Origin of the sequence: Herbiconiux flava (assembly GCF_013409865.1) — a bacterium.
Lineage (GTDB): Bacteria > Actinomycetota > Actinomycetes > Actinomycetales > Microbacteriaceae > Herbiconiux > Herbiconiux flava.
On sequence record NZ_JACCBM010000001.1, the window covers coordinates 3,786,627 to 3,812,622 of the forward strand.

Annotated in this window: 23 protein-coding genes, 1 tRNA gene and 1 riboswitch; of the genes, 9 read left to right on the forward strand and 15 right to left on the reverse strand. The window is 71.9% G+C overall.

The window, feature by feature from the left end:
• Positions 1–9 precede the first annotated feature (9 nt).
• On the forward strand, positions 10–1,032 hold the full coding sequence (gene trpS, locus BJ984_RS18070; protein WP_179549187.1) for a tryptophan--tRNA ligase: 1,023 nt from the start codon (positions 10–12) through the stop codon (positions 1,030–1,032).
• 41 nt (positions 1,033–1,073) lie between these two features.
• Here the strand turns inward: trpS and BJ984_RS18075 are convergent, their stop codons facing one another.
• Complete coding sequence (locus tag BJ984_RS18075) at positions 1,074–2,180, reverse strand: FUSC family protein (protein WP_179549188.1); 1,107 nt, start codon at positions 2,178–2,180, stop codon at positions 1,074–1,076.
• An 89-nt stretch (positions 2,181–2,269) separates the two neighbouring features.
• Positions 2,270–2,791, reverse strand: coding sequence for a GtrA family protein (locus tag BJ984_RS18080; RefSeq protein WP_179549189.1), 522 nt, complete (start codon positions 2,789–2,791; stop codon positions 2,270–2,272).
• 165 nt (positions 2,792–2,956) lie between these two features.
• Here BJ984_RS18080 and BJ984_RS18085 point away from each other — a divergent pair, with 165 nt between their 5' ends.
• From BJ984_RS18085 to ribH, 5 genes are all read left to right on the forward strand, one after another.
• The gene (locus BJ984_RS18085; RefSeq protein WP_271206319.1) at positions 2,957–3,712 is read left to right on the forward strand and encodes a polyprenol monophosphomannose synthase; all 756 of its coding nucleotides are present in this window, start codon (positions 2,957–2,959) and stop codon (positions 3,710–3,712) included.
• An 81-nt stretch (positions 3,713–3,793) separates the two neighbouring features.
• A riboswitch (FMN riboswitch) is annotated at positions 3,794–3,951 on the forward strand.
• Between the two features lie 71 nt (positions 3,952–4,022).
• Positions 4,023–5,108, forward strand: a complete 1,086-nt coding sequence (gene ribD / locus BJ984_RS18090) for a bifunctional diaminohydroxyphosphoribosylaminopyrimidine deaminase/5-amino-6-(5-phosphoribosylamino)uracil reductase RibD (RefSeq protein WP_179549190.1) — start codon at positions 4,023–4,025, stop codon at positions 5,106–5,108.
• A gap of 4 nt (positions 5,109–5,112) precedes the next feature.
• Positions 5,113–5,787 carry a riboflavin synthase gene (locus tag BJ984_RS18095; protein WP_179549191.1) on the forward strand — a complete coding sequence of 225 codons (675 nt, stop codon included), beginning with the start codon at positions 5,113–5,115 and terminating at the stop codon, positions 5,785–5,787.
• Positions 5,784–7,085, forward strand: coding sequence for a GTP cyclohydrolase II (ribA, locus tag BJ984_RS18100; RefSeq protein WP_179549192.1), 1,302 nt, complete (start codon positions 5,784–5,786; stop codon positions 7,083–7,085). The genes BJ984_RS18095 and ribA overlap by 4 nt, the downstream gene beginning before the upstream one ends.
• A gap of 46 nt (positions 7,086–7,131) precedes the next feature.
• Complete coding sequence (ribH, locus tag BJ984_RS18105; protein WP_179549193.1) at positions 7,132–7,608, forward strand: 6,7-dimethyl-8-ribityllumazine synthase; 477 nt, start codon at positions 7,132–7,134, stop codon at positions 7,606–7,608.
• Positions 7,609–7,664: 56 nt separating this feature from the next.
• On the opposite strand, the gene BJ984_RS18110 is transcribed toward ribH, so the two are convergent.
• Positions 7,665–8,477: a PfkB family carbohydrate kinase gene (locus tag BJ984_RS18110; protein WP_179549194.1), complete on the reverse strand. Its 813-nt coding sequence runs from the start codon at positions 8,475–8,477 to the stop codon at positions 7,665–7,667.
• 166 nt (positions 8,478–8,643) lie between these two features.
• Here BJ984_RS18110 and BJ984_RS18115 point away from each other — a divergent pair, with 166 nt between their 5' ends.
• Together BJ984_RS18115 and BJ984_RS18120 are read left to right on the forward strand one after the other, a co-directional pair.
• The gene (locus BJ984_RS18115; RefSeq protein ID WP_179549195.1) at positions 8,644–10,041 is read left to right on the forward strand and encodes an MFS transporter; all 1,398 of its coding nucleotides are present in this window, start codon (positions 8,644–8,646) and stop codon (positions 10,039–10,041) included.
• Positions 10,042–10,052: 11 nt separating this feature from the next.
• A complete protein-coding gene (locus BJ984_RS18120; RefSeq protein ID WP_179549196.1) occupies positions 10,053–11,858 on the forward strand; it encodes an ABC transporter ATP-binding protein in 1,806 nt (601 codons plus the stop codon).
• 73 nt (positions 11,859–11,931) lie between these two features.
• Here BJ984_RS18120 and BJ984_RS18125 read toward each other — a convergent pair whose 3' ends face one another.
• The 5 genes from BJ984_RS18125 to gabT form a co-directional block, all read right to left on the reverse strand.
• Positions 11,932–12,723, reverse strand: coding sequence for a hypothetical protein (locus tag BJ984_RS18125; protein ID WP_179549197.1), 792 nt, complete (start codon positions 12,721–12,723; stop codon positions 11,932–11,934).
• Positions 12,720–13,616 (reverse strand): ABC transporter ATP-binding protein, encoded by an 897-nt coding sequence (locus tag BJ984_RS18130; protein ID WP_179549198.1) that lies wholly within the window; start codon positions 13,614–13,616, stop codon positions 12,720–12,722. The genes BJ984_RS18125 and BJ984_RS18130 overlap by 4 nt, the downstream gene beginning before the upstream one ends.
• Positions 13,613–13,993 (reverse strand): GntR family transcriptional regulator, encoded by a 381-nt coding sequence (locus BJ984_RS18135; protein WP_179549199.1) that lies wholly within the window; start codon positions 13,991–13,993, stop codon positions 13,613–13,615. Before BJ984_RS18135 ends, BJ984_RS18130 begins: the two co-directional genes overlap by 4 nt.
• Positions 13,994–14,102: 109 nt before the next feature.
• Positions 14,103–15,563 carry an NAD-dependent succinate-semialdehyde dehydrogenase gene (locus BJ984_RS18140; RefSeq protein ID WP_179549200.1) on the reverse strand — a complete coding sequence of 487 codons (1,461 nt, stop codon included), beginning with the start codon at positions 15,561–15,563 and terminating at the stop codon, positions 14,103–14,105.
• A 122-nt stretch (positions 15,564–15,685) separates the two neighbouring features.
• Positions 15,686–17,071, reverse strand: coding sequence for a 4-aminobutyrate--2-oxoglutarate transaminase (gabT, locus tag BJ984_RS18145; protein WP_179549201.1), 1,386 nt, complete (start codon positions 17,069–17,071; stop codon positions 15,686–15,688).
• A gap of 114 nt (positions 17,072–17,185) precedes the next feature.
• On the opposite strand from gabT, the gene BJ984_RS18150 reads away from it, so the two are divergent.
• Complete coding sequence (locus tag BJ984_RS18150; protein WP_179549202.1) at positions 17,186–18,793, forward strand: PucR family transcriptional regulator; 1,608 nt, start codon at positions 17,186–17,188, stop codon at positions 18,791–18,793.
• Here BJ984_RS18150 and BJ984_RS18155 read toward each other — a convergent pair.
• The 7 genes from BJ984_RS18155 to BJ984_RS18185 form a co-directional block, all read right to left on the reverse strand.
• The gene (locus BJ984_RS18155) at positions 18,768–19,361 is read right to left on the reverse strand and encodes an isochorismatase family protein (protein ID WP_179549203.1); all 594 of its coding nucleotides are present in this window, start codon (positions 19,359–19,361) and stop codon (positions 18,768–18,770) included. The genes BJ984_RS18150 and BJ984_RS18155 overlap by 26 nt on opposite strands.
• Positions 19,362–19,480: 119 nt before the next feature.
• Complete coding sequence (locus BJ984_RS18160) at positions 19,481–20,998, reverse strand: D-alanyl-D-alanine carboxypeptidase/D-alanyl-D-alanine-endopeptidase (protein WP_246306491.1); 1,518 nt, start codon at positions 20,996–20,998, stop codon at positions 19,481–19,483.
• 71 nt (positions 20,999–21,069) lie between these two features.
• On the reverse strand, positions 21,070–22,053 hold the full coding sequence (locus tag BJ984_RS18165; RefSeq protein ID WP_179549204.1) for a Gfo/Idh/MocA family protein: 984 nt from the start codon (positions 22,051–22,053) through the stop codon (positions 21,070–21,072).
• Between the two features lie 109 nt (positions 22,054–22,162).
• Positions 22,163–22,235 (reverse strand) — tRNA-Thr (locus BJ984_RS18170).
• Positions 22,236–22,379: 144 nt separating this feature from the next.
• Complete coding sequence (locus BJ984_RS18175) at positions 22,380–23,093, reverse strand: TetR family transcriptional regulator (RefSeq protein WP_179549205.1); 714 nt, start codon at positions 23,091–23,093, stop codon at positions 22,380–22,382.
• Complete coding sequence (locus BJ984_RS18180; RefSeq protein ID WP_179549206.1) at positions 23,093–24,703, reverse strand: alpha/beta hydrolase; 1,611 nt, start codon at positions 24,701–24,703, stop codon at positions 23,093–23,095. Before BJ984_RS18180 ends, BJ984_RS18175 begins: the two co-directional genes overlap by 1 nt.
• On the reverse strand, positions 24,700–25,962 hold the full coding sequence (locus BJ984_RS18185) for a DNA polymerase III subunit delta' (protein WP_179549207.1): 1,263 nt from the start codon (positions 25,960–25,962) through the stop codon (positions 24,700–24,702). The genes BJ984_RS18180 and BJ984_RS18185 overlap by 4 nt, the downstream gene beginning before the upstream one ends.
• Positions 25,963–25,996 lie beyond the last annotated feature (34 nt).

Genomic DNA, 25,996 nt, shown 5'->3' on the forward strand with positions numbered 1-25,996 from the left:
GACAGGACCATGACCGATTCCACCCCGAAGCCCCGACTGCTGTCGGGCATGCAGCCCTCCGCCGACTCGCTCCACCTGGGCAACTACATCGGTGCGCTGCTGAGCTGGAAGGCGCTGCAGGAGACGCACGACGCCTTCTTCTTCCTCGCCGACCTGCACGCCATCACGGTTCCGCAAGACCCGGCGCGGCTGCGCGAGAACTCCCGCCGAACCGCCGCCCAGTACATCGCCGCCGGGATCGACCCCGACCGCTCGACGCTGTTCGTCCAGTCGCACGTGCCGGCGCACGCCGAGCTCGCCTGGGTGCTGAACACCATCACCGGCTTCGGCGAGGCCGCGCGCATGACGCAGTTCAAGGACAAGGCGGTGAAGCAGGGTCAGGACTCGGCCTCGGTCGGCCTGTTCACGTATCCGATCCTGCAGGCCGGCGACATCCTGCTCTACCAGGCGGTCGACGTGCCCGTGGGCGAGGACCAGCGACAGCACGTGGAACTCACGCGCGACCTGGCGACCCGGTTCAACTCGCGCTTCGGCGAGACGTTCACCATGCCGAAGCCGTACATCCTGAAGGAGTCGGCGAAGGTCTACGACCTGCAGAACCCCGGCTCGAAGATGTCGAAGTCGGCGGAGTCGGCGGCCGGGCTGATCTGGCTGCTGGACGACCCGAAGGTCTCGGTGAAGAAGATCATGCGGGCCGTCACCGACGCCGACGGTGAGGTGCGCTACGACCAGGCCGAGAAGCCGGGGCTGGCGAACCTGCTGACGATCTTCGCCATCCTCGACCATCGCTCGATCGACTCGGTCGTCGAGGAGTTCGCCGGAGGCGGGTACGGCACGCTGAAGAAGGCGCTGGCCGAGATCGTGGTGGCGACGGTGGAGCCGATCCGGGCGCGAACGCTCGAGCTGATGGACGACCCGGCCGAGCTCGACCGAATCCTCGCGGCGAACGCCGACCGTGCCGACGAGGTGGCGTCGGCGACCCTGGCGACCGTGTACGACCGGGTGGGGTTCCTGCCGCGCCACCGGCGCTGACGGCCGGGCCGGCTGAGGGTCGGCGAGGGCAGCGGGCGGGGTCAGCGGAGGTCGGCGGAGGCGCCGACGATCTCCTCGCGCACGCGGCGGAGGTCTTCGAGCAGGGAGCCGATCAGGATCCAGTGCTGCGGGTCGGGCACGATGGCCCGGAGCGGCGCGGTGAGCGCCGGCTCGAGGTCGACCGTCGACTCGTCGGGCGCCGTGCCCGCGGCGGCCTCGTCGAGCACGAGGCGCAGGTCGTGCGCGGCGCGGCGCAGTTCCTCCGCGATGGCGACGGCGTTCGGCTCCTCGGGCAGGGTGCGGTCGAAGTGGTCGGTGACCGCGCGGGCCATGCCGAGCACGCGGTTCGTGACGATGCCGAGCGTCGTCAGCAGCTCCGCGTTCTCGCGCAGCAGCTCGCGGTTCGCCGTGCGCCGCGGGTTGAAGCGCAGGCTCTCCTCGGCGGCGTCGACCGCCTTCTGCGCCTTCGACTGCATCGGGCGGAGGAGGCGGGCCTCCACCAGCATGCCGGTGCGGTAGGCCTCGTCGGTGGGGGCGCTCAGCACGGTGGCCAGGCTGTCCATCGTGGCGGCGATCTCCCGGCCGAGGCCGGTGACCGCCTCCCGCGCCGGCTTCAGCGCCACCGGGGGCACCACGAGCCAGTTGACCGCGACACCGATCAGCGCGCCGATCACCGTCTCGATGATCCGCTCGAACGCATAGCCCGGGGTCTGGGCGCCGATCGAGAGCACCAGCATCGCGCTGATCGGGATCTGCACGGTCGAGGACTGCGGGAACCGCAGCGCCCAGCCGACGAGCAGCGACAGCACGATGGCCAGCAGGATCAGCCAGCTCGGCGCCCCGAACACGAGCGACACGAGGTAGGCGACCACGACGCCCGCGATCACGCCGATCGAGCGCTCGATCGCCCGGCTGAGCGACTGGTTGACGCTCGGCTGCACGACGATGATCGCGGCGATCGCACCGAACAGCGGCGGCTGGCCGCCCGAGACGAACGAGCAGACCGCCCAGGCGACGACCGCTGCCACCGCCGTCTTCAGCACCTGCAGCAGCGGGGTGCGGGAGGGCGCCTGGAAGGCCCTGGCCGGGGCGAGAGAAGCCCGGGCTACAGCGGCCCAGCGGCCGGGACGGGGCTGGTCGGACGTCACCCGTCCAGCCTAGGCGGGCATCCGGATGCTCGCTCGAACGCCCGCGCAGGTGGAGGCGACCGGCGCGGAGGGCATCCGCCGGGCAGCCGTCAGGAGGCGGTGGTGCCGAGCTGCTCGGCGGGCTCGACGCGGGGCAGCGTGACGCGGGGCGCCCGCGGACGGTGCTCGCCGAACACCCAGACGCGATAGAGCACGAAGCGGAACAGCGAGCCGAGCGCGAGCCCGATCACGTTGCCCGAGATGTTGTCGGCGAGCAGCGAGGTGAATCCCAGGACGTAGTGCGAGAACCACAGGCAGGCCAGGCCGATGCCCGTGCCGATGACGCTGACGACGAAGAACTCGATGCTCTCGCGCAGCATGTCGGAGCGGCGGCGGTGCCGGAACGTCCAGTACCGGTTGCCGAGCCAGTTGACCACGATGGCCAGCGACGCCGAGATGAGCTTGGCGATCAGCGGACCCTCGTGCAGCTGCGCCGGAGCCAGCACCGTCACCACGAGGAGGTTGAACACCGCCAGATCGACGATGAAGCCGAGGCCCCCGACCATGCCGAACCGGACGACCTCGAAGAAGAGGACGCGGAGTCGCGACGGCGACGCGGGGGCACTGCTCATGGGTGATCTACCATTCCTGACGTTCATGGCGCGAAGAAGTACGCAAAAGAGAACTTTGTGTATCTTCGAGGCCAATGCTGAGCGTAGCTGGGGAAAATGAACGGAAAGCGACGATAGGGTTCTGAACGCTCCCGAGAAGGGGACGCCTGACGGATTGAAGGAACAGTGGCGAAGACGATCGTCGTGATACCGACCTACAACGAGATCGCCTCGATCGCAAGCGTGATCGATCGCATCCATCTCACGACGGCCGGGACGCACGTGCTGATCGTCGACGACAACTCCCCCGACGGCACCGGTCGCCTCGCCGACGAGCTCGCCGCCGCCGACGAGCGCGTGCACGTGCTGCACCGCTCCGAGAAGAACGGCCTCGGCGCCGCCTACGGGGCCGGCTTCGCCTGGGCGCTCGAGCGCGATTACGACTACGTCGTCGAGATGGACGCCGACGGCTCGCACCAGCCCGAGGAGCTCCCCCGCCTGATCGGCCTGCTCGACGGCGGCGACGACATGGGCATCGGCACCCGGTGGATCCCGGGTGGCACCATCGTCAACTGGCCGCTGCACCGCAAGCTCATCTCGCGCGCCGGCACCTTCTACTCCCGGGTGATGCTGCGCTCACGGCTGCACGACCTGACCAGCGGCTACCGCGGCTTCCGCGCCGAGGCTCTGCGCTCCGTCGACTTCACCCGCGTGGCCTCGCAGGGCTACTGCTTCCAGATCGAGATGGCGTGGCAGTTCGAGCGCTCCGGGGCCCGGGTCGGCGAGTTCCCGATCACCTTCATCGAGCGCGCCGAGGGCGTATCGAAGATGTCGACGGGCATCGTCGTGGAGGCGCTGACGAAGGTCACGCTGTGGGGGCTCGCGAGCGCCGTCGGGCGCGCCCCGGCGCCGCTGCCGCTCCGCGCCGACGTCGCCCGCTGACGCGTCCAGCGGCTGCCCTCGCGTCGCCCGATGACGGGAATCCGGCGGGCTCACCGGCGGAGAGGGTATAACTGGATATGTAACGTGCTCCGGGGTCAGTGAGATTCTGAACCGGCGGTGACAGTCCGCGAACCTCAGACGCTGCTCGCAGCGTCTGAGGTTGATCCGGTGGAATTCCGGAACCGACGGTGATGGCGTGGTCGAACGACCCCGTCTAGTCCGGATGAGAGGCGCACGGGTGGTTCCGCGATGGGCGGACCACCGGCGCTTGCGCTGCCATCCCCGGAGACCGTCGGAAGACGAGGACCGGATGAAGAACGCGAGCGACACCACGGCAGACGCCGAGGTCACCGCGCTGCACCGCGCCCTCGAGCTGTCGCTCCGTGGCCCCCGGCACGGGGTGAACCCGCAGGTCGGCTGCGTGCTGCTGTCCCCCTCGGGCGAGGTGCTCGGCGAGGGCTGGCACCGCGGCGCCGGCACCCCGCACGCCGAGGTCGCGGCCCTGGCCTCGGCCGCCGAGGTGCACGGGCCCGAGGCGGCCCGGGGCGCCACCGCCGTCGTCACCCTCGAGCCCTGCGACCACCACGGCCGCACCGGCCCCTGCAGCGTCGCCCTGATCGAGGCCGGCGTCGCCCGCGTCGTCTACGGTGCGGCCGACCCGGGCCGGGCGTCCTCGGGCGGGGCCGAGCGGATGCGCGCGGCCGGCCTCGAGGTCGTCGCCGGGGTCGAGGCGGCCGCCGTCGAGGAGGCGATCCGTCCCTGGCTCACGGCCGTGCGCCACCACCGCCCCTTCGTCACGGTCAAATGGGCCTCGAGCCTCGACGGCCGCGCGGCCGCCGCCGACGGCTCCAGCCGCTGGATCACCGGGCCGGAGGCCCGGGCCGACGTGCACCGGCGCCGCGCCGACGCCGACGCGATCGTGGTGGGCATCGGCACGGTGCTCGCCGACGATCCGGAGCTGACCGCGCGGGGCGAGAACGGCCTGCTGCCTCATCAGCCGGCACCCGTCGTGCTCGGGCGGCGGGCGGTTCCCGACGGCGCGCGGCTGCACGCGCATCCGCTGGCCCTTCGCCGATTCGACGGGCATGACCTCGACGCCGTGCTCGGCGCGCTCTACGACGACGAGGTGCGCTCGGTGTTCGTGGAGGGAGGGCCGACACTGGCCAGCGCGTTCCTCGCCGCCGGGCTCGCCGACGAGCTCGTCGTGTACCTCGCCCCGACCCTGATCGGCGGGCCGTTCACCGCGCTCGGCGAGCTCGGCGTCGGCAGCATGGACGCGCAGCGCCGCCTCACCATCACCGGGGTGGACCGCCTCGGCGACGACCTGCGGATCGTCGCCCGGCCGGCCACCACCACCGACACCTCGGCGACCGCCCCGGCCGCCACGAAGGAGTAGAGCGATGTTCACCGGAATCATCGAGGAGCTGGGCGAGATCGTCGCCCTCGAGCACACCGCCGACGCCGCCGTGATCACGGTGCGCGCCCCGCTCGCCGTGAGCGACGCCCGGCACGGCGACTCCATCGCCGTCTCCGGCGTCTGCCTGACCGTGGTCGACCGGACGCCCGACAGCTTCCGCGCCGACGTGATGGCGCAGACGCTGCGCATGTCGACCCTCGGCGAGCTCGCCCCCGGCAGCCGCGTCAATCTCGAGCGCGCCGCCCGCGTCGGCGACCGGCTGGGCGGTCACATCGTGCAGGGCCACGTCGACGGCACGGCCGAGGTGCTGAGTGTGACGCCCGGCGAGGCGTGGAGCGTGCTGCGCTTCTCGCTGCCCGACGGCCTCGCCGCGCTCGTGGTCGACAAGGGCTCGATCTCGGTGGCGGGGGTCTCGCTGACCGTGTCCGACGTGTCGCCGGCCGAGGCCGGAGACCCGTTCTGGTTCGAGGTCTCGCTCATCCCCGAGACGCTCGCCGCCACCACCCTCGGTGCGCTGGCCCCGGGAGACCGCGTCAACCTCGAGACCGACGTGCTCGCCCGGCACGTGCAGCGGCTCGTCGCCCTCGGCTCGCCGACGGCACCCGGTACGCCGACGGCAGCCGAGTCGCCGACCGCCCCGGAAGGGATCGCGTCATGACCCCCGTCTTCTCCCCCATGAGCGAGGTGCTCGACGCCCTCCGCGCCGGCAAGCCGGTGCTCGTCTCCGACGCCGCCGACCGCGAGAACGAGGGCGACGCGATCCTGTCGGCCGCCCTGGCCTCGCCCGAGTGGATCGCCTGGATGGTGCGGAACACCTCCGGCTACCTCTGCGCCCCCATGCCCGACAGCCGCGCCGACGAGCTCGCGCTGCCCCTCATGGTCGTCAACAACGAGGACACCCGGCGCACCGCCTACACGATCACGATCGACGCCGCCTCGGGCATCACCACCGGCATCGACGCGCACGACCGCTCCCGCACGCTGAACCTGCTGGCCGACTCCGCGTCGACGCCCGCGAGCTTCATCCGCCCCGGGCACGTGGTGCCCCTGCGTGCCGTGCCGGGCGGGGTGCGGCAGCGCCCCGGGCACACTGAGGCCGCCGTCGACCTGATGCTGCTCGCCGGGCTCGCCCCGGTCGGTGTCATCGGCGAGATGATGTCGCACGACGGCTCGGCGATGAAGCTCGACGAGCTGCGCGAGGTCGCCCGCACCGAGGGGCTGCCCATCACGACGATCGCGCTGATGGTGCAGCATCTGAATGAGCTCGACGCCGCACCAGCGGTTCCGGATGCTCCGCCCCTCACCGTCGCGGAAGCCGCCGCCGTCGATCTGGCCGGCGCCCCCTCCGACGCCGCCCCGCGGGTGCAGTTCGAGGTCGAGACCACCGTGCCCACCACGCACGGCGCACTGCGGATGCGGGCCTACCGCGATCTGGTGACCGGCGCCGACCACGTCGCCATCCTGTCCGGCGACCTCGCGGCCGATCCGCGCGGCCCGATCGTGCGGGTGCACTCGGAGTGCCTGACCGGCGAGGCGTTCGGCTCGCTGAAGTGCGAGTGCGGCCCGCAGCTCGACGCGGCGCTCGACCGGATCGCGGCCGACGGCGGCGTGGTGATCTACCTGCGCGGCCACGAGGGCCGGGGCATCGGGCTGATCAACAAGCTGCGCGCCTACCGGCTGCAGGAGGACGGGCTCGACACGCTCGACGCCAACGTGGCGCTCGGTCTGCCCGCGGATGCGCGGGACTACGGCGCCGCAGTGGCGATCCTGAACGATCTGGGGGCGCCGCGCATCCGTCTGCTCACCAACAACCCCGACAAGGTCGCGCAGCTCGAGGCGCACGGCATCGAGGTCGCCGACCGCGAGCCGCTGATCGTCGGCGCCGGGGACTTCAACCGGAACTACCTCGACACCAAGCGCGACCGCATGGGGCACGTGCTGCCCGGCGCGCACTGACCAGACCCCTGAACCGACCCACCCCACCCCCGAAAGGACGCACGCCATGAGCGGAGCCGGAGCACCCCAGAAGATGAGCGACCTCGACGGGACGGGGCTGAAGATCACCATCGTCGCCGGAACCTGGCACACCGTCATCACCGACGGACTGCTCGCCGGTGCCCGCTCGACGCTCGAGAAGGCGAACGTCGAGATCTCGGAGCTGCGGGTGGCGGGCAGCTTCGAGCTGCCGGTGGTGTCGAAGGCGGCACTCGAGGCCGGGGCCGACGCGGTCGTGGCGCTCGGCGTGATCATCCGCGGCGGCACCCCGCACTTCGAGTACGTCTCGGACGCGGCGACCTCGGGGCTGACGCAGGTGAGCATCCTGACCGGGAAGCCGGTGGGCTTCGGCGTGCTGACGCTCGACACCGAGCAGCAGGGACTCGACCGAGCCGGGCTGCCCGGGTCGAAGGAGGACAAGGGCGCCGAGGCGGCCGAGGCCGCCATCGCGACGGCGCTGACGCTGCGCGCGCTGCGCGGCTAGCGGCGCTGCGCGGCTAGCGGGGCGGCGCGCGCGGCGCGCTCAGCGGGCGGCCGGCGTCAGGGCTGCGCGCCCACCCACCCCACCGAGGCGGCGGCCGCCGTCGACGCCGCCTGCATCGCGTCGGCGTCGCTGAAGCCCGCGGCGAGCGCCGCCGCCAGCGTGCCGCAGTAGCAGTCGCCGGCCCCGGTGGTGTCGACCACGGTCGTCACCGCACCGGCCGGCACCTCGGCCGCACCCCAGCGCGACCCCCGGGAGCCGAGGGTGACGAGCACCGATCGAGGCGCGAGTCCGTCGGCGCCGAGCTGCTCGTTCTCGTGCTCGTTCACCACCACCGGGTCGGCGAGGTCGAGCACGTCGGTCGGAAGCGCGGCGTAGGGCGCCAGGTTCAGCACGACGCGGGCCCCCTGGGCAGCGGCGATCCGCGCGGCCTCGGCCACCACCTCGAGCGAGACCTCGAGCGAGGCGAGCAGCACGTCGCCGGGCGCGAGCGAGCGCAGCGGGGCGAGATCGCCGGTGGTCACGCGCGCATTGGCGCCCGGCGAGACGATGATCGTGTTCTCACCGGCGGCGTCGACCGCGATCGCGGCGTGACCCGTGGCGACGCCCGGAGTGCGCCCGATGTGGGTCGTGTCGATCTGGTACTGGGCCAGCCGGCGGAGGTACGCGTCTCCGTCGGCGTCGTCGCCGACCCGCCCCACGAAGCCGACCTTGGCACCCGCGCGGGCCGCCGCGACGGCCTGGTTCGCGCCCTTCCCGCCGAAGTGCTTCACGAGGTCGCCGCCGAGCAGCGTCTCACCCGGCCGGGGGTGCCGCTCGACCGTCACCGTCGAGTCGATGTTCAGCGAACCGAGAACGACCACCACGCCCATCAGGGCCTCCTTCGTCAGACGTACCTGAGCATCCTACGGGGGCGTAAAATGGCTCTTCGCGAGCGAACCTCGCCCCTTGCCTCCGCCTCCCCCAGCTGGTCACGACCACGCGCCCGATCGGCGCCCTCAGCCGGGATGCCCTCCACCTGCTCTGTGAGAGACCTCCATGTCATCCACCACCGTCGACGCGCCGCCCACGACTCCCCGGAACACCCGGGGCCGCGTCATCCTGGCGAGCCTGATCGGCACGTCGATCGAGTTCTACGACTTCTACGTCTACGCCACCGCCGCCGTGCTGGTGTTCCCGACGCTGTTCTTCGCGAACTCCGATCCCACCATCTCCCTGCTGTCGTCGTTCGCCGTCTTCGGCGTCGCGTTCGTGGCCCGCCCCGTCGGCTCGATCGTCTTCGGACACTTCGGCGACCGCATCGGCCGCAAGCGCACCCTCGTGGCCTCACTGCTCACGATGGGCATCGCGACCGTGCTGATCGGCGCGCTGCCGACCGGCCAGACCCCGGGCTGGGAGATCCTCGCACCGGGCTTCCTCGTGCTCTTCCGCTTCTGCCAGGGCCTCGGCCTCGGCGGCGAGTGGTCGGGCGCCGCGCTGCTCGCGACCGAGAACGCCCCGAAGGGCCGCCGCGCGATCTACGGCACCTTCCCGCAGCTGGGTGCGCCGATCGGCTTCATCATCGCGAACGTGGTCTTCCTCATCCTGAGCACCACGCTCTCGACCGAGGCATTCCTCGCCTGGGGCTGGCGCGTGCCGTTCCTCGCCAGCGCCGTGCTCGTGATCATCGGCCTCTACGTGCGGTTCAAGCTCGTCGAGACGCCCGCCTTCACCCGCGTCGTCGAGAAGGGCGAGGTGGCCAAGCTGCCGCTCGCCCGCGTGTTCAAGACCAGCTGGCGCCCGCTCATCCTCGGCACCTTCATCATGCTGGCCACCTACGTGCTGTTCTACCTGATGACCACGTTCACGCTGACCTTCGGCACCACGGCCTCCTCGGTCGAGAACGCCCAGGCCGCGGCCGACGCCGCCGGCAAGCCGTTCGACGCCTCGAGCTTCGTGCCCGGGCTCGGTTACAGCCGCAACGACTTCCTGATCATGCTCGTCGTCGGCTGCGTGTTCTTCGGCATCTTCACCCTGGTCTCCGGCCCCCTGGCCGAGCGCTTCGGCCGCCGCATGACGCTGATCTGGACCACGATCGGCATCGCCGCCTTCGGCCTGCTGTTCGTGCCCCTGTTCGCGGGCGGCTTCGTCGGCGTGATGACCCTGCTGATCGTCGGCTTCACCCTGATGGGGCTGACGTTCGGGCCGATGGGCTCGCAGCTGCCCGAGCTCTTCCCCGCCAACGTGCGGTACACCGGCTCGGCCATCAGCTACAACGTCGCGTCGATCCTCGGCGCAGCGGTCGCCCCCTTCATCGCGGTGGCGCTCTGGCAGGCGGCCGACGGCTCGCCCGCACTGGTGGGCAACTACCTCTCGCTGATGGCGCTGATCACGCTCGGTGCGCTGATCATCAGCCGGGAGACCCGCGACGTGGAGTTCGACACCCGCCTCACCTGAGAAAGTAGAGCATGACCCGCACCTCCTCCTCGAGCCCCCGTGGGCGCGGCTTCGGCCGTTCCCGCGGGGGCGCCGCCGACGACGGGCCCCGCGCCCGGTTCAGCCAGCTGCTGCCCTACCTGTTCGAGCACAAGAAGGTGCTCGGCGTCGTCGTGGTGCTGAGCATCGTGGGAGCGGCCGCGAGCCTCGCCCAGCCGCTGCTGGTGAGCCAGGTCATCACGGTCGTGCAGGAGGGCCGGGCCCTCGACATGCTGGTCTGGGCCCTGGTGGCCCTCGTCGTGGTCTCGGGCCTGATCAGCGGCTTCCAGCACTACCTGCTGCAGCGCACCGGCACGAGCGTCGTGCTCTCGGCCCGCCGTCAGCTGGTGCACCGGATGCTCCGGCTGCCGATCAGCGAGTTCGACACCCGGCGCACGGGCGACCTCGTCTCCCGCGTCGGCTCCGACACCACGCTGCTCTACGCCGTCATCACGCAGGGCCTCGTCGACGCGATCGGCGGCTCGCTGATCTTCGTCGGCGCCCTGATCGCCATGCTGATCATCGACCCCGTGCTGCTCGGCCTCACGGTGCTCGTGATCGCCGTCTCGGTGGTCACCGTGGTCGCCATCTCGGGCAAGGTGCGGGTCGCCAGCCGCCGTCAGCAGGAGAAGGTGGGCGACCTCGCCGCGGCCGTCGAGCGATCGATCAGCGCCATCCGCACGGTGCGCGCCTCGAACGCCACCGAGCGCGAGACCGAGGCCGTCGAGGCGGATGCTCGGGGCGCCTGGGAGATGGGCGTCAAGGTCGCGAAGATCTCGGCCCTCGTGGTGCCGATCGCCGGCATCGCGCTGCAGGTGTCGCTGCTCGTCGTGCTCGGCGTCGGCGGCTTCCGCGTGGCCTCGGGAGCGATCACCATCGCGAGCCTGGTGTCGTTCATCCTGTTCCTGTTCATGATGATCATGCCGCTCGGCCAGGCCTTCGGCGCCATCAACTCGGTGAACCAGGCGCTCGGTGCGCTGGGCCGCATCCAGGAGGTCATCGACCTGCCGATCGAGGGCCAGGACGACGCGGCCCTCGCCGCGAAGGCCGCCCCCGGCTCGGCGAGCCCCGGTGCCCCGGCCATCGAGTTCGACGACGTGCACTTCGGCTACGGCGCCGACAGCGTGCTGCACGGCGTGAGCTTCGCGGCCCCGCGCGGCGGCCGCACGGCGATCGTCGGCCCCTCGGGCGCCGGCAAGTCGACCATGCTCGCCCTGATCGAGCGCTTCTACGACCCCACCGCCGGCGCCGTGCGCTTCGGCGGGGTCGACGTGCGCCGCCTCGACCGTGTCGAGCTGCGCTCGCAGATCGGCTACGTCGAGCAGGACGCCCCGGTGCTCGCCGGCACCCTGCGCCAGAACCTGCTGCTCGCCACCCCCGACGCCACCGACGAGCAGTGCATCCGGGTGCTGCACGAGGTGAACCTCGGCGAGGTGCTCAACCGCTCGCCCGAGGGGCTCGACGCGGCCGTCGGCGAGGACGGCGTGATGCTCTCCGGCGGCGAGCGCCAGCGCCTGGCTATCGCCCGCGCCCTGCTCGCCGCTCCCCCGGTGCTGCTCCTGGACGAGTCGACCTCCTCGCTCGACGGCATGAACGAGCAGATGCTCCGCGAGGCCATCGACGCGGTCGCCGAGAACCGTACGCTGATCGTCATCGCGCACCGCCTCTCCACCGTCGTCGACTCCGACCAGATCGTCGTCGTCGACCACGGCCGGGTCGTCGGGGTCGGCACCCACTCCGAGCTGGTGGCGTCGACACCGCTCTACCGCGAGCTCGCGAAGCACCAGCTGCTCGTCTGAGCAGCAGGGCTGCAGACACACGGATGCCCGTGCCAGGAGTTCCGGCACGGGCATCCGTCGTTCTCGCCCCGCGTCAACTCCGCGGGGTCGACCGGCGGATGAGCAGGAACCCCACCACCGCAGACAGGGCCGTGACCAGGAGGCTCCAGGCCACCACCCCGCCGGCACCGGTCGCGGCGAACCAGGCGCCGACCGCGGGCCAGCTGTCGGTGAGCGTGATGAGCGCCGCGCCGCCGAGCAGCAGCAGGGTGAGGGCCGCGAAGAACACGAGCATCCCGTTCACACGCCAGCGCTGGTAGATCGTGGCGACCACCGCGCCGACGAAGAAGCAGAACAGGAACGCCGCGAAGAACAGCCCGAACCGCTGATATAAGGTCGCGTCCTCACCGCCGAAGTAGAGCACGGTGAACATGCGCCCGCCGAGGCCCCAGCCGCCGGTCGCCTGCTCGATCACCGCGAACACCGTCATGAAGGCGCCGTAGAGCGCGGCGAGGCCCACGAAGGCGAGCGCCGAGCCGAGCCAGAAGTCACGGCGTGTGACGCTCATGCCGAGCGCGTAGGGGAAGACGAAGCCGACTGCCTGCGCCCCGATCACGACCGCGTAGACGAAGACGTAGAACGAGGCGCCGCTCCACTGCAGGCCGTCGAGCGCGTCGGCCCGGTCGACGGGATCGGTGACCGATCGAGCGATCAGCCACCAGATCACGATGTTCACCAGCAGGATGAAGACCAGGATCATCGCGGGGACGAGGAAGATCTGCACCCGGTTGACGACGTGGAGTCGGGCGATCGGGACGATGCGGCTGCCGCTGCCCGAGGGCTCGGCCGTCGGGGCGGGGCGGGTGGGGGTGTCGACGGTGCTCATGCGCTCTGCTCGATTCCGGTCGTCTGGGCGGTGGCGCCGGTCTTCTGCACGACCAGCTGCTGGAGCGAGACGGGGCCGAGCTCGAGTCCGAGCTCGGCCGCCTCGCGGCGTTCGGCCGGGTCGAGCCGGCCGACGGTGACGGAGGCGAGACCTCCGAGAGAGTCCCGGTGCAGCACCTCGCGGCCGCCGACGAAGGAGTCGACCGCCGCCCGGGTGCCGACCACGGTGGTGGCCGAGCCGCGCAGCGACTCCGCGTCGTCGTCGAGCAGGATGCGGCCCTGGTCGATCACGATCACGTGCTCGAGCAGGTTCGCGACCTCGTCGATCAGGTGCGTCGAGAGCACGACGGTGCGCGGATGCGCGGCGTAGTCCTCGAGGAGGCGGTCGTAGAAGATCTGCCGGGCCACCGCATCCAGCCCCAGGTAGGGCTCGTCGAAGAAGGTGATCGGTGCGCGGCCGGCGAGGCCGACGATCACACCGACGGCGGAGAGCTGGCCGCGGGAGAGCTTCTTGATGCGGCGGTTCAGCGGCAGCCGGAAGTCGTCGATCAGGCGGGCCGCGAACTCGGCGTCCCAGTTCGGGAAGAACCACGGTGCCGTGGCGAAGACGTGCTTCGGCTTGAAGTCGTCGGGGTACTTCTGGCTCTCCTTGATGAAGCTGAGCCGCTGCAGCACGCCGGCGTTCTCGACCGGCGACTCCCCGAAGACGCGGATGGTGCCGCGGGTCGCGAACTCCTGGCCCGTCAGCAGCTGCATCAGCGTGGTCTTGCCGGCTCCGTTGCGGCCGAGCAGGCCGGTGATCGTGTTCTCCTCGATCGAGAAGCTCACGTCGTCGACGGCGTCGACGGTGCGGTAGTGCTTGCTGAGGCCCACGGCCTCGATGACGGCGGTCATGCGCCGCTCCCCTCTGCGATCATCTGCACGAGCTGCTCGCCGGTGATGCCGAGCTTCTCGGCCTCGGCGACGAGCGGTCGCACGTACTCGTTCTGGAACTGATTGCGGCGATCGGCCAGCAGCCGGTCACGGGCCCCTTGGGCGACGAACATCCCGATTCCCCTCTTCTTGTACAGGATCCCCTTGTCGACCAGGAGGTTCACTCCCTTGCCCGCCGTCGCCGGATTGATCCGGTGGAAGGCGCCGAACTCGTTGGTCGACGGAACCTGGGACTCCTCGGGCAGGGCACCGGAGACGACGTCGTTCTCGATCAGCTCCGCGATCTGCACGAAGATCGGCCGAGAGTCATCCACGGCCGTTCTTCCTCGTTGGTTCATTACTCATGTAACTAACCAACCAGGTACCGCTCTCGGTGTCAAGGGGTTGGGGCATTAGAAAGGCCCGGTTCTTTCGAACCGGGCCTTCGTCGTCTCGTGGGTGCTGGGGTCAGCTGTTCGGGATGAGCGTGTACTTCGGCGCGAGGTACTCGTGGATGCCCTCGAGCCCGCCCTCGCGACCGAGGCCCGACTGCTTGACGCCGCCGAAGGGGGCGGCGGCGTTGGAGAGCACGCCGACGTTCAGGCCCATCATGCCGGTGTCGAGCTTGTCGATCATCCGCTGGCCGCGCGCGAGGCTCTCGGTGAAGACGTACGAGACGAGGCCGTACTCGGTGTCGTTCGCGAGGCGCACCGCCTCGTCCTCGTCGTCGAACTCGATCACGCTGACGACCGGGCCGAAGATCTCCTCGCGCAGGATCTCGCTGTCGAGCGGCACCTTCGTGACGACCGTGGGCTCGTAGAAGCTGCCGGGGCCGTCGACGCGGTGGCCTCCGGCGACGAGGGTGGCACCGCGCCCGACGGCGTCCTGCACCAGCTCGTCGGCCTTGTCGACCGCCTTGTCGTCGATCAGCGGGCCGATGCCGACGCCCTCCTCGGTGCCGCGGCCGATGCGCAGGGCGCCGACCTTCTCGCTCATCTTGCGGGCGAACTCCGCGGCGACGCTGGAGTGCACGATGAAGCGGTTCGCGGCGGTGCAGGCCTGGCCGATGTTGCGGAACTTCGCCGCCATCGCGCCGTCGACCGCCTTGTCGAGGTCGGCGTCGCCGAAGATCACGAACGGGGCGTTGCCGCCGAGCTCCATCGAGGTGCGCAGCACGTTCTCGGAGGCCTGCTTCATCAGCGTGCGGCCCACCGGGGTCGAGCCGGTGAAGCTGAGCTTGCGCAGGCGCGGGTCGGCGATGATCGGCTCGGAGACGGCGCTCGATCGCGTGGTGGTGACGACGTTGAGCACGCCGCCGGGGAGACCGGCCTCCTCGAGCAGGCGGGCCACGTAGAGGGTGGTCAGCGGCGTGAGGGCCGCGGGCTTGACCACGACGGTGCAGCCGGCCGCGAGCGCGGGCGCGATCTTGCGGGTGGCCATCGCGAGCGGGAAGTTCCAGGGCGTGATCAGGTAGCAGGGGCCGACCGGGCGCTGCGAGACGATCATCTGACCGGTGCCCTCGGGGTTCGAGCCGTAGCGGCCCGTGATTCGCACGGCCTCCTCGCTGAACCAGCGCAGGAACTCTCCACCGTAGGCGACCTCGCCCTTCGCCTCGGCGAGCGGCTTGCCCATCTCGAGCGTCATCAGCAGGGCCACGTCGTCCTTGCGCTGCTGCAGCAGGTCGAAGGCTCCGCGGAGGATCTCGCCACGCTGGCGGGGGGCGGTGGCCGCCCACTCGTCGGCGATCGCGACGGCCGCGTCGAGGGCGGCGATGCCGTCTTCGGGGGTGGCGTCGGCGATCGTCTTGATGACCTTGCCGGTGGCCGGGTCGTTGACGTCGAGCGTGGCGCCGGTGCTGCCGGCCACCCAGTGGCCGCCGATGAAGAGGCGGTCGGGCACTCCGGCGAGGAGTTCGTTCTCGTTGGTCACTGGTGGTCTCCCTCTGTGTTCGTCGTGTACATCATGCTCTCGGTGGGCGGGGTTCGCCCGGGTGTGGTGGTCGTGGTCGGCGGGGCGCGGGGCGGCCGGATGCGCGTGCGGCGCTGTCGGCGTCAGCTGGCGGTCTCCGCCAGGGCCGTCGCCACCACGTCGAGGCCGTCGGCGATCAGCGCGTCGTCGATGGTCAACGGGGGCAGGAAGCGGATGACGTTGCCGAAGGTGCCGCAGGTGAGCAGCACCACTCCGGCCGCGTGGGCCTTCGCGGCGACGGCGGCCGTGAGCGCGGCGTCGGGGTCGCCGGTGGTGGGGTCGACCAGTTCGAGGGCCACCATGGCGCCGCGGCCGCGGATGTCGCCGACCCGCGCATCCGCTCTCTTCAGCTCGGTCAGTCGCGCGAGGAACTGCTCGCCGATGGCGCGGGCGCGTTCGACGAGGCCGTCCTCCTCGAAGCTGCGGATGGTCGCGATCGCCGCCGCGCAGGCGATGGGGTTGCCACCGTAGGTGCCGCCGAGGCCGCCGGCGTGGGCGGAGTCCATGATCTCGGCGCGGCCGGTGACCGCGCTGAGCGGCAGGCCGCCGGCGATGCCCTTCGCGGTGACGATCAGGTCGGGCTCGAGGCCCTCGTGCTCGCAGGCGAAGAAGTCGCCGGTGCGGGCGAAGCCGGTCTGCACCTCGTCGGCGATGAAGACGACGCCGTTCTCGCGCGCCCAGGCGAGCAGGGTCGGCAGGAAGCCCTCGGCCGGGACGACGAAGCCGCCCTCGCCCTGGATCGGCTCGATGATGAGCGCGGCGAGGTTCGCGGCGCCGATCTGCTTCTCGATCTGCACGATGGCGCGGCGGGCGGCTGCAGCGCCGTCGTTCGCCTGCGCCTCGCCCAACAGCTGCGCATCCCGGTAGGGGTAGGACATCGGCGCCCGGTAGACCTCGGGGGCGAACGGCCCGAAGCCGCTCTTGTAGGGCATCGACTTGGCGGTCAGCGCCATGGTGAGGTTGGTGCGGCCGTGGTAGCCGTGGTCGAAGGCCACGACGGCCTGCTTGCCGGTGAAGTGCCGGGCGATCTTCACGGCGTTCTCGACGGCCTCGGCACCGGAGTTGAACAGGGCGGTGCGCTTGTCGAAGTCGCCCGGGGTGAGGCGGTTGAGCGCCTCGGCCACCTCGACGTAGCCCTCGTAGCCGGTGATCGTGAAGCAGGTGTGGGTGAACTGCGCGACCTGGGCGGTGACGGCGTCCACCACCGCGGGGGCGCTGTTGCCGACGCCGGTGACGGCGATGCCCGAGCCGAAGTCGATCAGGGTGTTGCCGTCGACGTCGCGCAGCACTCCCCCGCCGGCGGCCTCGACGAAGATCGGCAGGGTGAGGCCGACGCCTTTCGGCACGGCCGCCGACTTGCGGGCGAGCAGCTGCTGCGAGCGCGGGCCGGGGATGGCGGTGACGAGTTCGCGCTGCTGTCGAAGGGCGGGGCCGCCGCGGACGGTCTCGGGTTCGGCGGTGACGGTCATGGCGGGTCCTCTCGACGGCGTGATCCGACGCTAATCCTCGGGGGGCGGATGCGCGGCTGCCGTTCTGGCACGCGTGGCCTGCTGATGTGCCGGAGTGGCGGCTACACTGTCGGCATGGCGACCTTCCTCCACGAGATCGTGGCGTTGCCGGAGCTCGGGCTGACGCTGCTCGTGCCTACCGCCGGACCACCTCGGGTGGGGGCGACGGTGGCCGACGACGGCTCGGCGCCGCGCGCGATCGAGTGGGCCCACGGGTCGGATCTCGACGACCCCACGCCGTTCCTCTCGCCCGGCCATCTGCTGCTGACGACAGGCCGGCAGTTCGACGGCTACGACGCGGCCGACTACCGCCGGTACGTCGGCCGGCTGGTCGAGGCGGGCGTCGTGGGGCTGGGGTTCGGCACCGAGGTGGTGCGCGCCGGCACCCCGCCCGAGCTCGTCGCCGCGTGCACGACGGCGGGGCTGCCGCTGGTGGAGATCCCGTACCGCACGCCGTTCATCGCCGTCGCCCGGGCGATCGCCGACCGCGAGGCGGCGGCGGCCCGCGAACGTGTGGAGTGGGCGCTCGCGGCGCAGGACGCCCTCACCCGCGCGGTGGGCCGCGGCGGCCTGAGCGCGGCGGTCGCGGCGGCGGCCGAGGCCCTCACGGCCGAGATCTGGGTCTTCGACGCCGACGCCGGCGTGCTGGAGCACGCGGGCCGTGCAGCTCGAGAAGCCGACGCCGGGCGGTCGGCGGCGGAGGTCGCCGCCGAGGTGCTGGGGCGGGGGCGCCGGGCGCGCATCCGGGAGCCGTTCGGGGAGGGGACGCTGCTCGTTCAGACCCTGGGGGCGTCGGGGCGGCACCCCGGGGCCGTCGCCGTGGCCCGGGGCGAGCAGCTCGACGCGCCCGCCGAGTCGGTGGTCAGCACGCTCGCCGCGCTGGCCGAGCTCGCGCTCGAGCACGCCGACGACCTGCGGACGGGGCACCGCTCCATCCTCCAGCAGCTGTTCGAGCTCCTGAGGGAGGGCCGCTTCGACGCCGTGCGCCGGGCGGCCGAGGTGCTGGGGATCGAGTTGCCGTCCGAACCGCTCACCGTCGTCGCCGTGCCGCTCACCTCCCTGACGCCGGCGTTCCGCGACCGCCTCGAACGCCGCAGCTCCCCGGCTCGCGCGCGCTTCGCGGTGGCGCGTGGCGCGCACCTGATCGTCCTGGTCGACGCCGAGACGGCGACGACCGAGCGCCGGATGCTCGACGAGACCCGCGTGCCCGCCGGCGCCTCGGCGCCCGGCGGCTGGGACGAGCTCGACGGCCTCGTCGCCCAGTCCCTGCGCGCCCTCGACCGCGCGGCACCCGGACGCTCGGTCGGCTTCGACGAGCTCACGGGCGACGGCCTGCTCGGACTCCTCGGGGCGGGGTCGGCCCCGGGCACCGCGACGGCCCGCGAGCTCGCGCGAGCGCGCCTCGCACCGCTCCGCCGCACCGCCGAGGGCCGCGAGCAGCTCCACGCCGCCGACGTCTGGCTGCGGCACAACGGCCACTGGGACCCGGCCGCCCGCGAGCTCGGCCTGCACCGCCACAGCCTGCGCCTGCGCATCGAGACGCTCGGCGCGACCCTCGGCCTCGCGCTCGACACCTTCCCCGCGCGCGCCGAGCTCTGGGCACTGCTCGCCGCCTCGGGCAGCTCGTCCGCGACGGCGCCGCCGCGCATCCGCCCCGCTACTTCGCGACGTGAGCCGACGTGATGAGGTCGGCGCCCGCGTGCGCCAGCTCGGCGATGGCCGCCCGGGACGCCTCGGGCGAGACACCCGCCACGAGGTCGGTGATGATGCGCACCTTTCGCCCGTGCTCGATCGCGTCGAGCGCCGAGGCACGCACGCAGTAGTCGGTGGCGAGGCCCGCGATGTCGATCTCGGTGACACCGTTCTTGTCGAGCAGCTCGTGCACCGTGCCGCCCTCCTCGGTCGTGCCCTCGTAGATCGAGTAGGCCGGCTCGCCCATGCCCTTGCGCACGTGATGGTCGATCGCCCGGGTGGTGAGCTCGTCGTGGTACTCGGCGCCGTGGGTTCCGGCGACGCAGTGCACGGGCCACGTGCTGACGAAGTCGGGCTCGGCGCCGGTGGCGAAGTGGCCGCCGTTGTCGTTGTCGGGGTCGTGCCAGTCGCGGGAGGCGATGACGAACTCGTAGGTGTCGGGGTTCCGCGCGAGCATCCGCGAGATGCCCTCGGCCACGGCCGTGCCGCCCTCGACCCCGAGCGCACCGCCCTCGATGAAGTCGTTCTGCACGTCGATGATGAACAGCGCCTTGGCCATCGTCGGTCGCCTCCTGGGGGTCGGTGTCACGGCTATTTTAGGGGCGGATGCGCGGCGGCGCGGCCGCGGGTCGGTACCGCTCGAGCATCCGCCCGCCGGCCCCGGCCTTCACGCGCGGCTCACGCGTTCGCGAGCCCGTTCCCGCACTCGTAGAAGCCGGTGACGAGCGCGTCGATGGCGGCCTTGGCGCTGTCGCCGACGTCGTCGAGCGCGAAGACGGCGAACGTCAGCACGGTGCCGTCGGCGGCCTCGACGATGCCGGAGAGCGTGTAGCCGGTGTCGATCCAGCCGGTCTTGGCGATCACGTGGCCGGCGGCCGGGGAGTCGCCGTAGCGGCCGGCGAGCGTGCCGCTGACCCCGCCGATCGGCAGGCCGTCGCGGACGACGCCCAGGTCGCCCTCCCGATTCTGGATCTTCACGAACAGCTCGGTGAGGAACTGCGGCGGCACCCCGTTGTCGTCGCTCAGCCCCGAGCCGTCGACGATCGTGAGCGCGGAGGTGTCGAGCCCGTAGGTGGCGAGCGCCTGCGGGATGGCCGTGTCCAGAGCGGCGAAGTCGTTGCCGACACCCAGCTCGACGGCGACGAGGCGGGCGAGCATCTCGGCCTCGGTGTTGTCCGAGCGCAGCAGGGCGTCGGGCACCATCGTGGACACCGGCGCCGAGAGCACCTGCCCGAGCTGCGCCGCCCCGGCGGGGGCGACGCCCTCGGCCAGCTGCGCATCCGTCGCCCCGAGGGCGATCGCGAAGGCCTGCCCGGCGCTCCGCACCGCGTTCTCGCTGCGGGTCGAGACGTTCGCCGAGGGCTCGGCGCGGTCGCCGTCGACCTGCAGACCGGTCACCTCCGACGAGTAGCCGTCGTAGAGCTCCTTGCGGTTCCAGCTCGGCTGCCAGCGGTCACCGCTGAAGACGCCGGCGTCGAGCACGATGCTCGTGATCGGGGTGCCCGCGGTGGCGGGGTCGGCGTCCCACGCGGCCTGGGTCTGCGCGGCGAGGTCGGGCAGACTCGCGGCGCCGGGGTAGATGTTCTCGCCCTGGCTGGCGAGCGTGATGTCGCCGCCGCCGACGAGCACGACCTGCCCCGGCTCGGATCCGCGCACGACCGTGGTGGGCACCCGGTGGTCGGGGCCGAGCACGGCGAGAGCGGCGGCGCTCGAGAGCACCTTCATCACGCTGGCCGTGCGGGCGGGGGTGGCGGCGGCGCGGTCGAAGAGCAGCTCGCCGGTGGCGGCGTTCCGCACGGCGGCGAGCATCGTGCCGAGGCGCGGATCGGTGTCGAGCCCGGCGACCGAGCAGGTGCGCACCGGAGCGGGGGCCGCGACGGCCTGCGGGGTGGGGCGAGGGGCCGCGGTGGGGGTCGGGGTGCTCGTGGGGGTCTCGGTGACGGATGCCGTGGGCGCCGCGATCGCGTCGGACGGGGCTGCTCCGCCCGCTGCTCCCACGGCTGCTCCGGCGCCGAAAGCCGCGCCGCCGAGCAGCACGATCGCGGCGACGGCCGCGGCGGACGCCCAGGCGCGGGGGTGGCGTCCGAGCCCTGCCCGCCGGGTGGCGGGTGCGGCGCGGTGCGCCGGCAGCGGCTCGGGGCGGTGCGCGCCGCCCGGCGCCGCGCGGCGCGTCATCGGGTCGTCGGGCTCGGCCATCCCGTCATGCTACCCCCGGAAGGGTGGCACCCGTCAGGTCGATCGACGCGGCACGGAGGGCCGCCGAGGGTCTACTCGCCGGGGTAGTGCAGGCCGATCTGCGCGCGCACCTCGTCGAGCACGGCCATGATCGCCACCGACTCGGCCACGGGCAGGAGGGGGCTCTCGCGCTCGCCGGCCGCGAGCATCCGCTCGAATTCGAGGGCCTGGTACTCCATGCCGCGCGAGGCGACGGGCTGCTCGAAGCGCTCGAGCACCTCGCCCTCGGAGTTCGTGACGGTGAAGGAGGTGGGCGCGTACCAGGTGCGCTCGATGTCGACCCGGGCCTCGGTGCCGATGACGGAGGCGCGCACGGGGCCGGCGGTGTCGATGGCGCTGTGCGAGACCGACTGGCGGCCGCCCTCGTGCTCGAAGATCAGCGCCGTCTGCTGGTCGACGCCCGTGTCGCCGAGCGTGGCGCTCGCCAGGATGCGGGTCGGCAGGCCGAGCAGATCGATCGCGAACGACACCGGGTAGATCGCGAGGTCGAGCAGCGCTCCGCCGCCGAGTGCCGGGTCGTTGATGCGGTGCGACGGGTCGGACGGCAGACGCTGGTCGTGGTCGGCGAGCACCGTGCGCACGTCGCCGAGGGTGCCGGCGGCGATGATCTCGCGCAGGCGCACCATGTGCGGGAGGAACCGCGTCCACATCGCCTCGAGCACGGCGACGCCGGCGGCCTCGCCCGCCTCCTGGATCTGCCTCGCCTGGGCCGCGTTGATCGTGAAGGCCTTCTCGACCAGCACGTTCTTGCCGGCACCGATCGCGAGCAGGGCGTTCTCGGCGTGGAAGGTGTGCGGCGTCGCGATGTAGATCGCGTCGACGTCGGGATCGGCGACGAGCGCCTCGTAGCTCGGGTACGCGGCCGGGATGCCGAACTCCCCCGCGAAGCGGTCGGCCGACTCCTGGCTGCGCGAGCCGACGGCCGCGATGGTGAGGCCGACGGCCTTCAGGTCGGTGGCGAACGAGTGGGCGATGCCGCCCGTGCCCAGGATGCCCCAGCGAACCGTCTTCGACATCGTCGTCTCCTTCTTCGAGCCCGTGCTCCCCGCAACGAGCAGAAGCCCGGGGGTCCGGGCTTCTGTGCTTCCGCGCCTTTCGGCGTTCGGCAGGTGGGGGTGGTGCGAGGGCCGCCTCCGGGAATCGAACCCGGGACCTATTCATTACGAGTGAATCGCTCTGCCGACTGAGCTAAGGCGGCCTGGCCGCGGCTTTCGCGCGCGGCACAGCAACTAAGCATAGCCGATCCGCGGAGGGCTCGCGTGCAGGGTGGTCGCGCCGGTGGTCGCGCCGGTGGTCGCGCCGGTGGTCGCGCCGGTGGTCGCGCCGGTTTCGCGCCGGCCGGTCAGTCGGCGGATGCTCCGCCCACGACCGAGCGCAGCTGACCGTAGCTTCGCCGCAGCTGGTCGGGCAGGGAGACGTCGTCGGGATGCTCGAGCCACGCCACCCAGGCCGCCCGGGCCAGGGAGAGCATGACGACACCGGTGAGCCGCCCTCGCTCGGGAAGCTCGGGGTCGTCGTCGTCGAGGCCGCGCTTTCGCGCATCCGCCCGCAGTCGACGGGTGACCGAGTCGGCGATCTCGAGCTCGAAGGAGCGGATGCGGTCCATCCGCATCGCCGAGATCTGCGGATACTCGTGGATGACCGATCGCCGCAGCTGATGCAGCTCGGGGTCGAGCGTGCCGTCGCCGGCGGCCTGCTCGGCCATGATGTCGACGAGGTCGCGCAGCGGATCGCCGCTCGGCCCCGCGTCTTCGAAGCGGGCAGCCACCTCGTCGCTGAGCAGGATGGGGAGGTCGCCCGTGAGAGAGGCCTCCTTCGACGGGAAGTAGTTGAAGAAGGTGCGGGGCGAGACGCCGGCCTCGCGGCTGATGTCGTCGACGGTCACCTGGTCGAGACCGCTCTCGGCGATGAGCCGAAGGGCCGCGACCTGGATGCTGCGGCGGGTGGCGCGGCGCTTGCGCTCCCGGAGGCCGAGGTCGGCGCCGGCGACGGCGGCACCGCGTGATGGCCCGGCACCGGTGCCGGCCCCCACGTCGATGGCTGCGTCGGGGTGCATCAGTTCGTGCAGTCGGGGTCGGTGGCCGGGACGGTGCCCTCGAGGAAGTAGGCGTCCACCGCATCCGCCACACAGGTCGAGGAGTTGTAGGCGGTGTGGCCCTCGCCCTGGAAGGTGACGAGGTGCCCGTTCTCGAGCTGGCCCGCCAGCGCCTCGGCCCACTTGTACGGCGTCGCCGGGTCGCCCGTGGTGCCGACCACGAGGATCGGGCCGGAGCCCGCCGCGGTCACCGGCGCCGGGACGCGGCGGCTCGGGTAGGGCCACTGCGAGCAGGAGACGTCGCTGTAGGTCCAGTACGGGCCGACCGTCGGCGAGGCCTCGACGATCTTCTCGTTCTGCTCGGCGATGACGGCCGGGTCGGTGGTGGCCGGGTAGTCGGCGCAGCTGATGGCGTTGAACGACTCGATCAGGTTGTCGGCGTAGGTGCCGTCGGCGTTGCGGCTGTTGTAGGCGTCGGCGAGCTGGAAGGCGAAGTCGGCCTGGCCGTCGCCGACCGTCTGGAAGAGCGTGTCGAGGTACGACCAGTTCTCCTGGTTGTAGAGCGGGTAGAAGACCGCGGTGAGGAGGTTCGAGGCGCCCAGCTCACGGCCGTCGCTCGCCCGGATCGGGCTCTGGTCGACCTTCGCCAGCAGCTTCTGGATGCCCGTCAGCGCCTGATCGGCCGACCCCTGGAACCAGCAGTCGCTTCGCCCGGCGCAGTCGGTGAGGTAGTTCTTCAGCGCCTGTTCGAAGCCGGCCGCCTGCGAGATGCTGATGTCGAAGCCGCTCGAGGACGGGTCTTCGGCGCCGTCGAGCACTATGCGCCCCACCTTGGAGGGGAAGTTCTCGGCGTACTCGGCGCCGAGGAAGGTGCCGTAGGAGTAGCCGAGGTAGTTCAGCTTCGGGTCGCCGACGACCGCGCGCAGCATGTCGAGGTCGCGGGTGGTGCTGTCGGTGTCGATGAACTCCAGCAGCGGGCCGGTGTTCTCGGCGCACTTGTCGGCGAAGTCCTTCGCCGCGGCGGTGTAGGCCGCGAGCCACTCGTCGGAGCCGCGCTCGCCCGGGATGAGGTCGTACAGGTACGCGTCGCGCTCCTCGTCGGTGAGGCATTTCACGGCGTCGGAGTGGCCGGTGCCGCGCGGGTCGTAGCCGATCAGGTCGTAGGCGCTCTGCAGCGTGGGATGCGCCGCGTAGTCGGCCGACTGCTCGACGAAGTCGTAGGCCGAGCCGCCGGGGCCACCGGGGTTCACGAACAGGCTGCCCAGCTTGGTGCCGGAGGTCGGCTTCTTGATCAGGGCGAGGTCGACCGTGGCTCCCCCGGGGTTCGACCAGTCGAGCGGGGCCTTCGCCGTGGCGCACTGGAACGAGCCGCTGCAGGACTCCCACTCGAGGATCTGCCCGTAGAACGGCTGCAGCTCGGCGGGCACGTCTTCGGCGGTCGGCGTCGAGGTGCTGGTGCCGCCCGTGCCGCCGCCAGCGCCTGCGCCTGCGCCTGCACCTGCGCCGCCGTTCGCGTAGTCACCGGTGAACCAGGTCGCGCAGCCCGAGAGGGCGAGGACGGCGGCCGTGGCGACGGCCACGAACGCGGTGACGCGCCGGGACGCTCGGCGGGCGGGGCGGGGACGACTCACGGGGAGACCTTTCGTGCGGCGGTGCGGCCGGCCTCGGCCAGCGTGATGAGCATGGCCTCGAGGGAGAGGGCCGGAGCGACGTTCGCGGCGATGCGACGGCGCGCGTCGGCGATGGCATCCATCGCCGCGAGGGTCTGGGTGGGATCGACGCCGGCGGCGACCTCGCGCACGCGATCGGCGATGGCCTCGTTCACGAGCTCGACGCTCTCGGGGGCGCCGAGCTGCACGAGCACGATGTCGCGGTAGAGCGACAGCAGGTCGGTGAGGATGCGGTCGATGCCGTCGCGGAGGCTTCGCGTCGCGCGTCGCTTCTGGTCGTCTTCGAGGGCCTTCATCTGACCGCGCAGAGCGGGCGGGACGGCCTGCCCGGGTTCGACGCCGAGCGAGCGCAGGGCGTGCGCGCGCTCCTCGGCGTCGCGCTCCTCGGTGATGGCCTGCGCGTCGGCACCGGCGATCTCGAGCAGCCGCGCCGCACCGCGCACCGCGTCACCGACCGAGCGGATGCCGAGAGCCAGGTCGAGGGTCTCGGCCCGGCGGGCTCGCGCGTCGTCGTTGGTGGCCAGGCGGTGGGCCATGCCGATGTGGCTCTGCGACTCGCGGGCGGCCCGCTCGGCGGTGACGGCGTCGACACCGTCTCGGCGCTGCAGCAGGCTCGCCACGTCGTCGGTGCTCGGCACGCGCAGGCGCACCGAGCGCACGCGGGAGCGGATCGTGGGCAGCAGGTCGGCCTCGCTCGGGGCGCACAGGATCCACACCGTGCGCTCGGGCGGCTCCTCCAGCGCCTTCAGCAGCACGTTCGAGGTGCGCTCCTGCATGCGGTCGGCGTCTTCGATGACGACGACCCGGTAGCGGGCGACCGAGGGCGAGAACTGCGAGGACGAGACGAGCTTGCGCACCTCGTCGATCGAGATGATGACGCGCTCGGTGGCGAGCACCGCGAGGTCGGGGTGGGTGCGGGCGGCGACCTGGGTGCAGTCGGGGCAGACTCCGCAGCCGCCGAAACGGCAGAGCAGCGCCGAGGCGAAGGCGTAGGCGAGGTTCGAGCGGCCCGAGCCGGGCGGGCCGGTGATGAGCCAGGAGTGCGTCATGGAGTCGGCGGGGCCCCGAGCATCCGTCGCCTGCACGCCCTGCTTGTGCTGCTCGCCCTGCTCGTGCTGCTCGCCCTGCGGCTGGGTGCGCGGGCGCAGGGAGCTCTCGGCGGCCGCGCGGAACACCTCGATGGCGGCCGACTGGCCGGTGAGGTCGCTCCAGACGGTCATGGGTCCAATCTATCGGCCGCCCCTGACAGTGCGC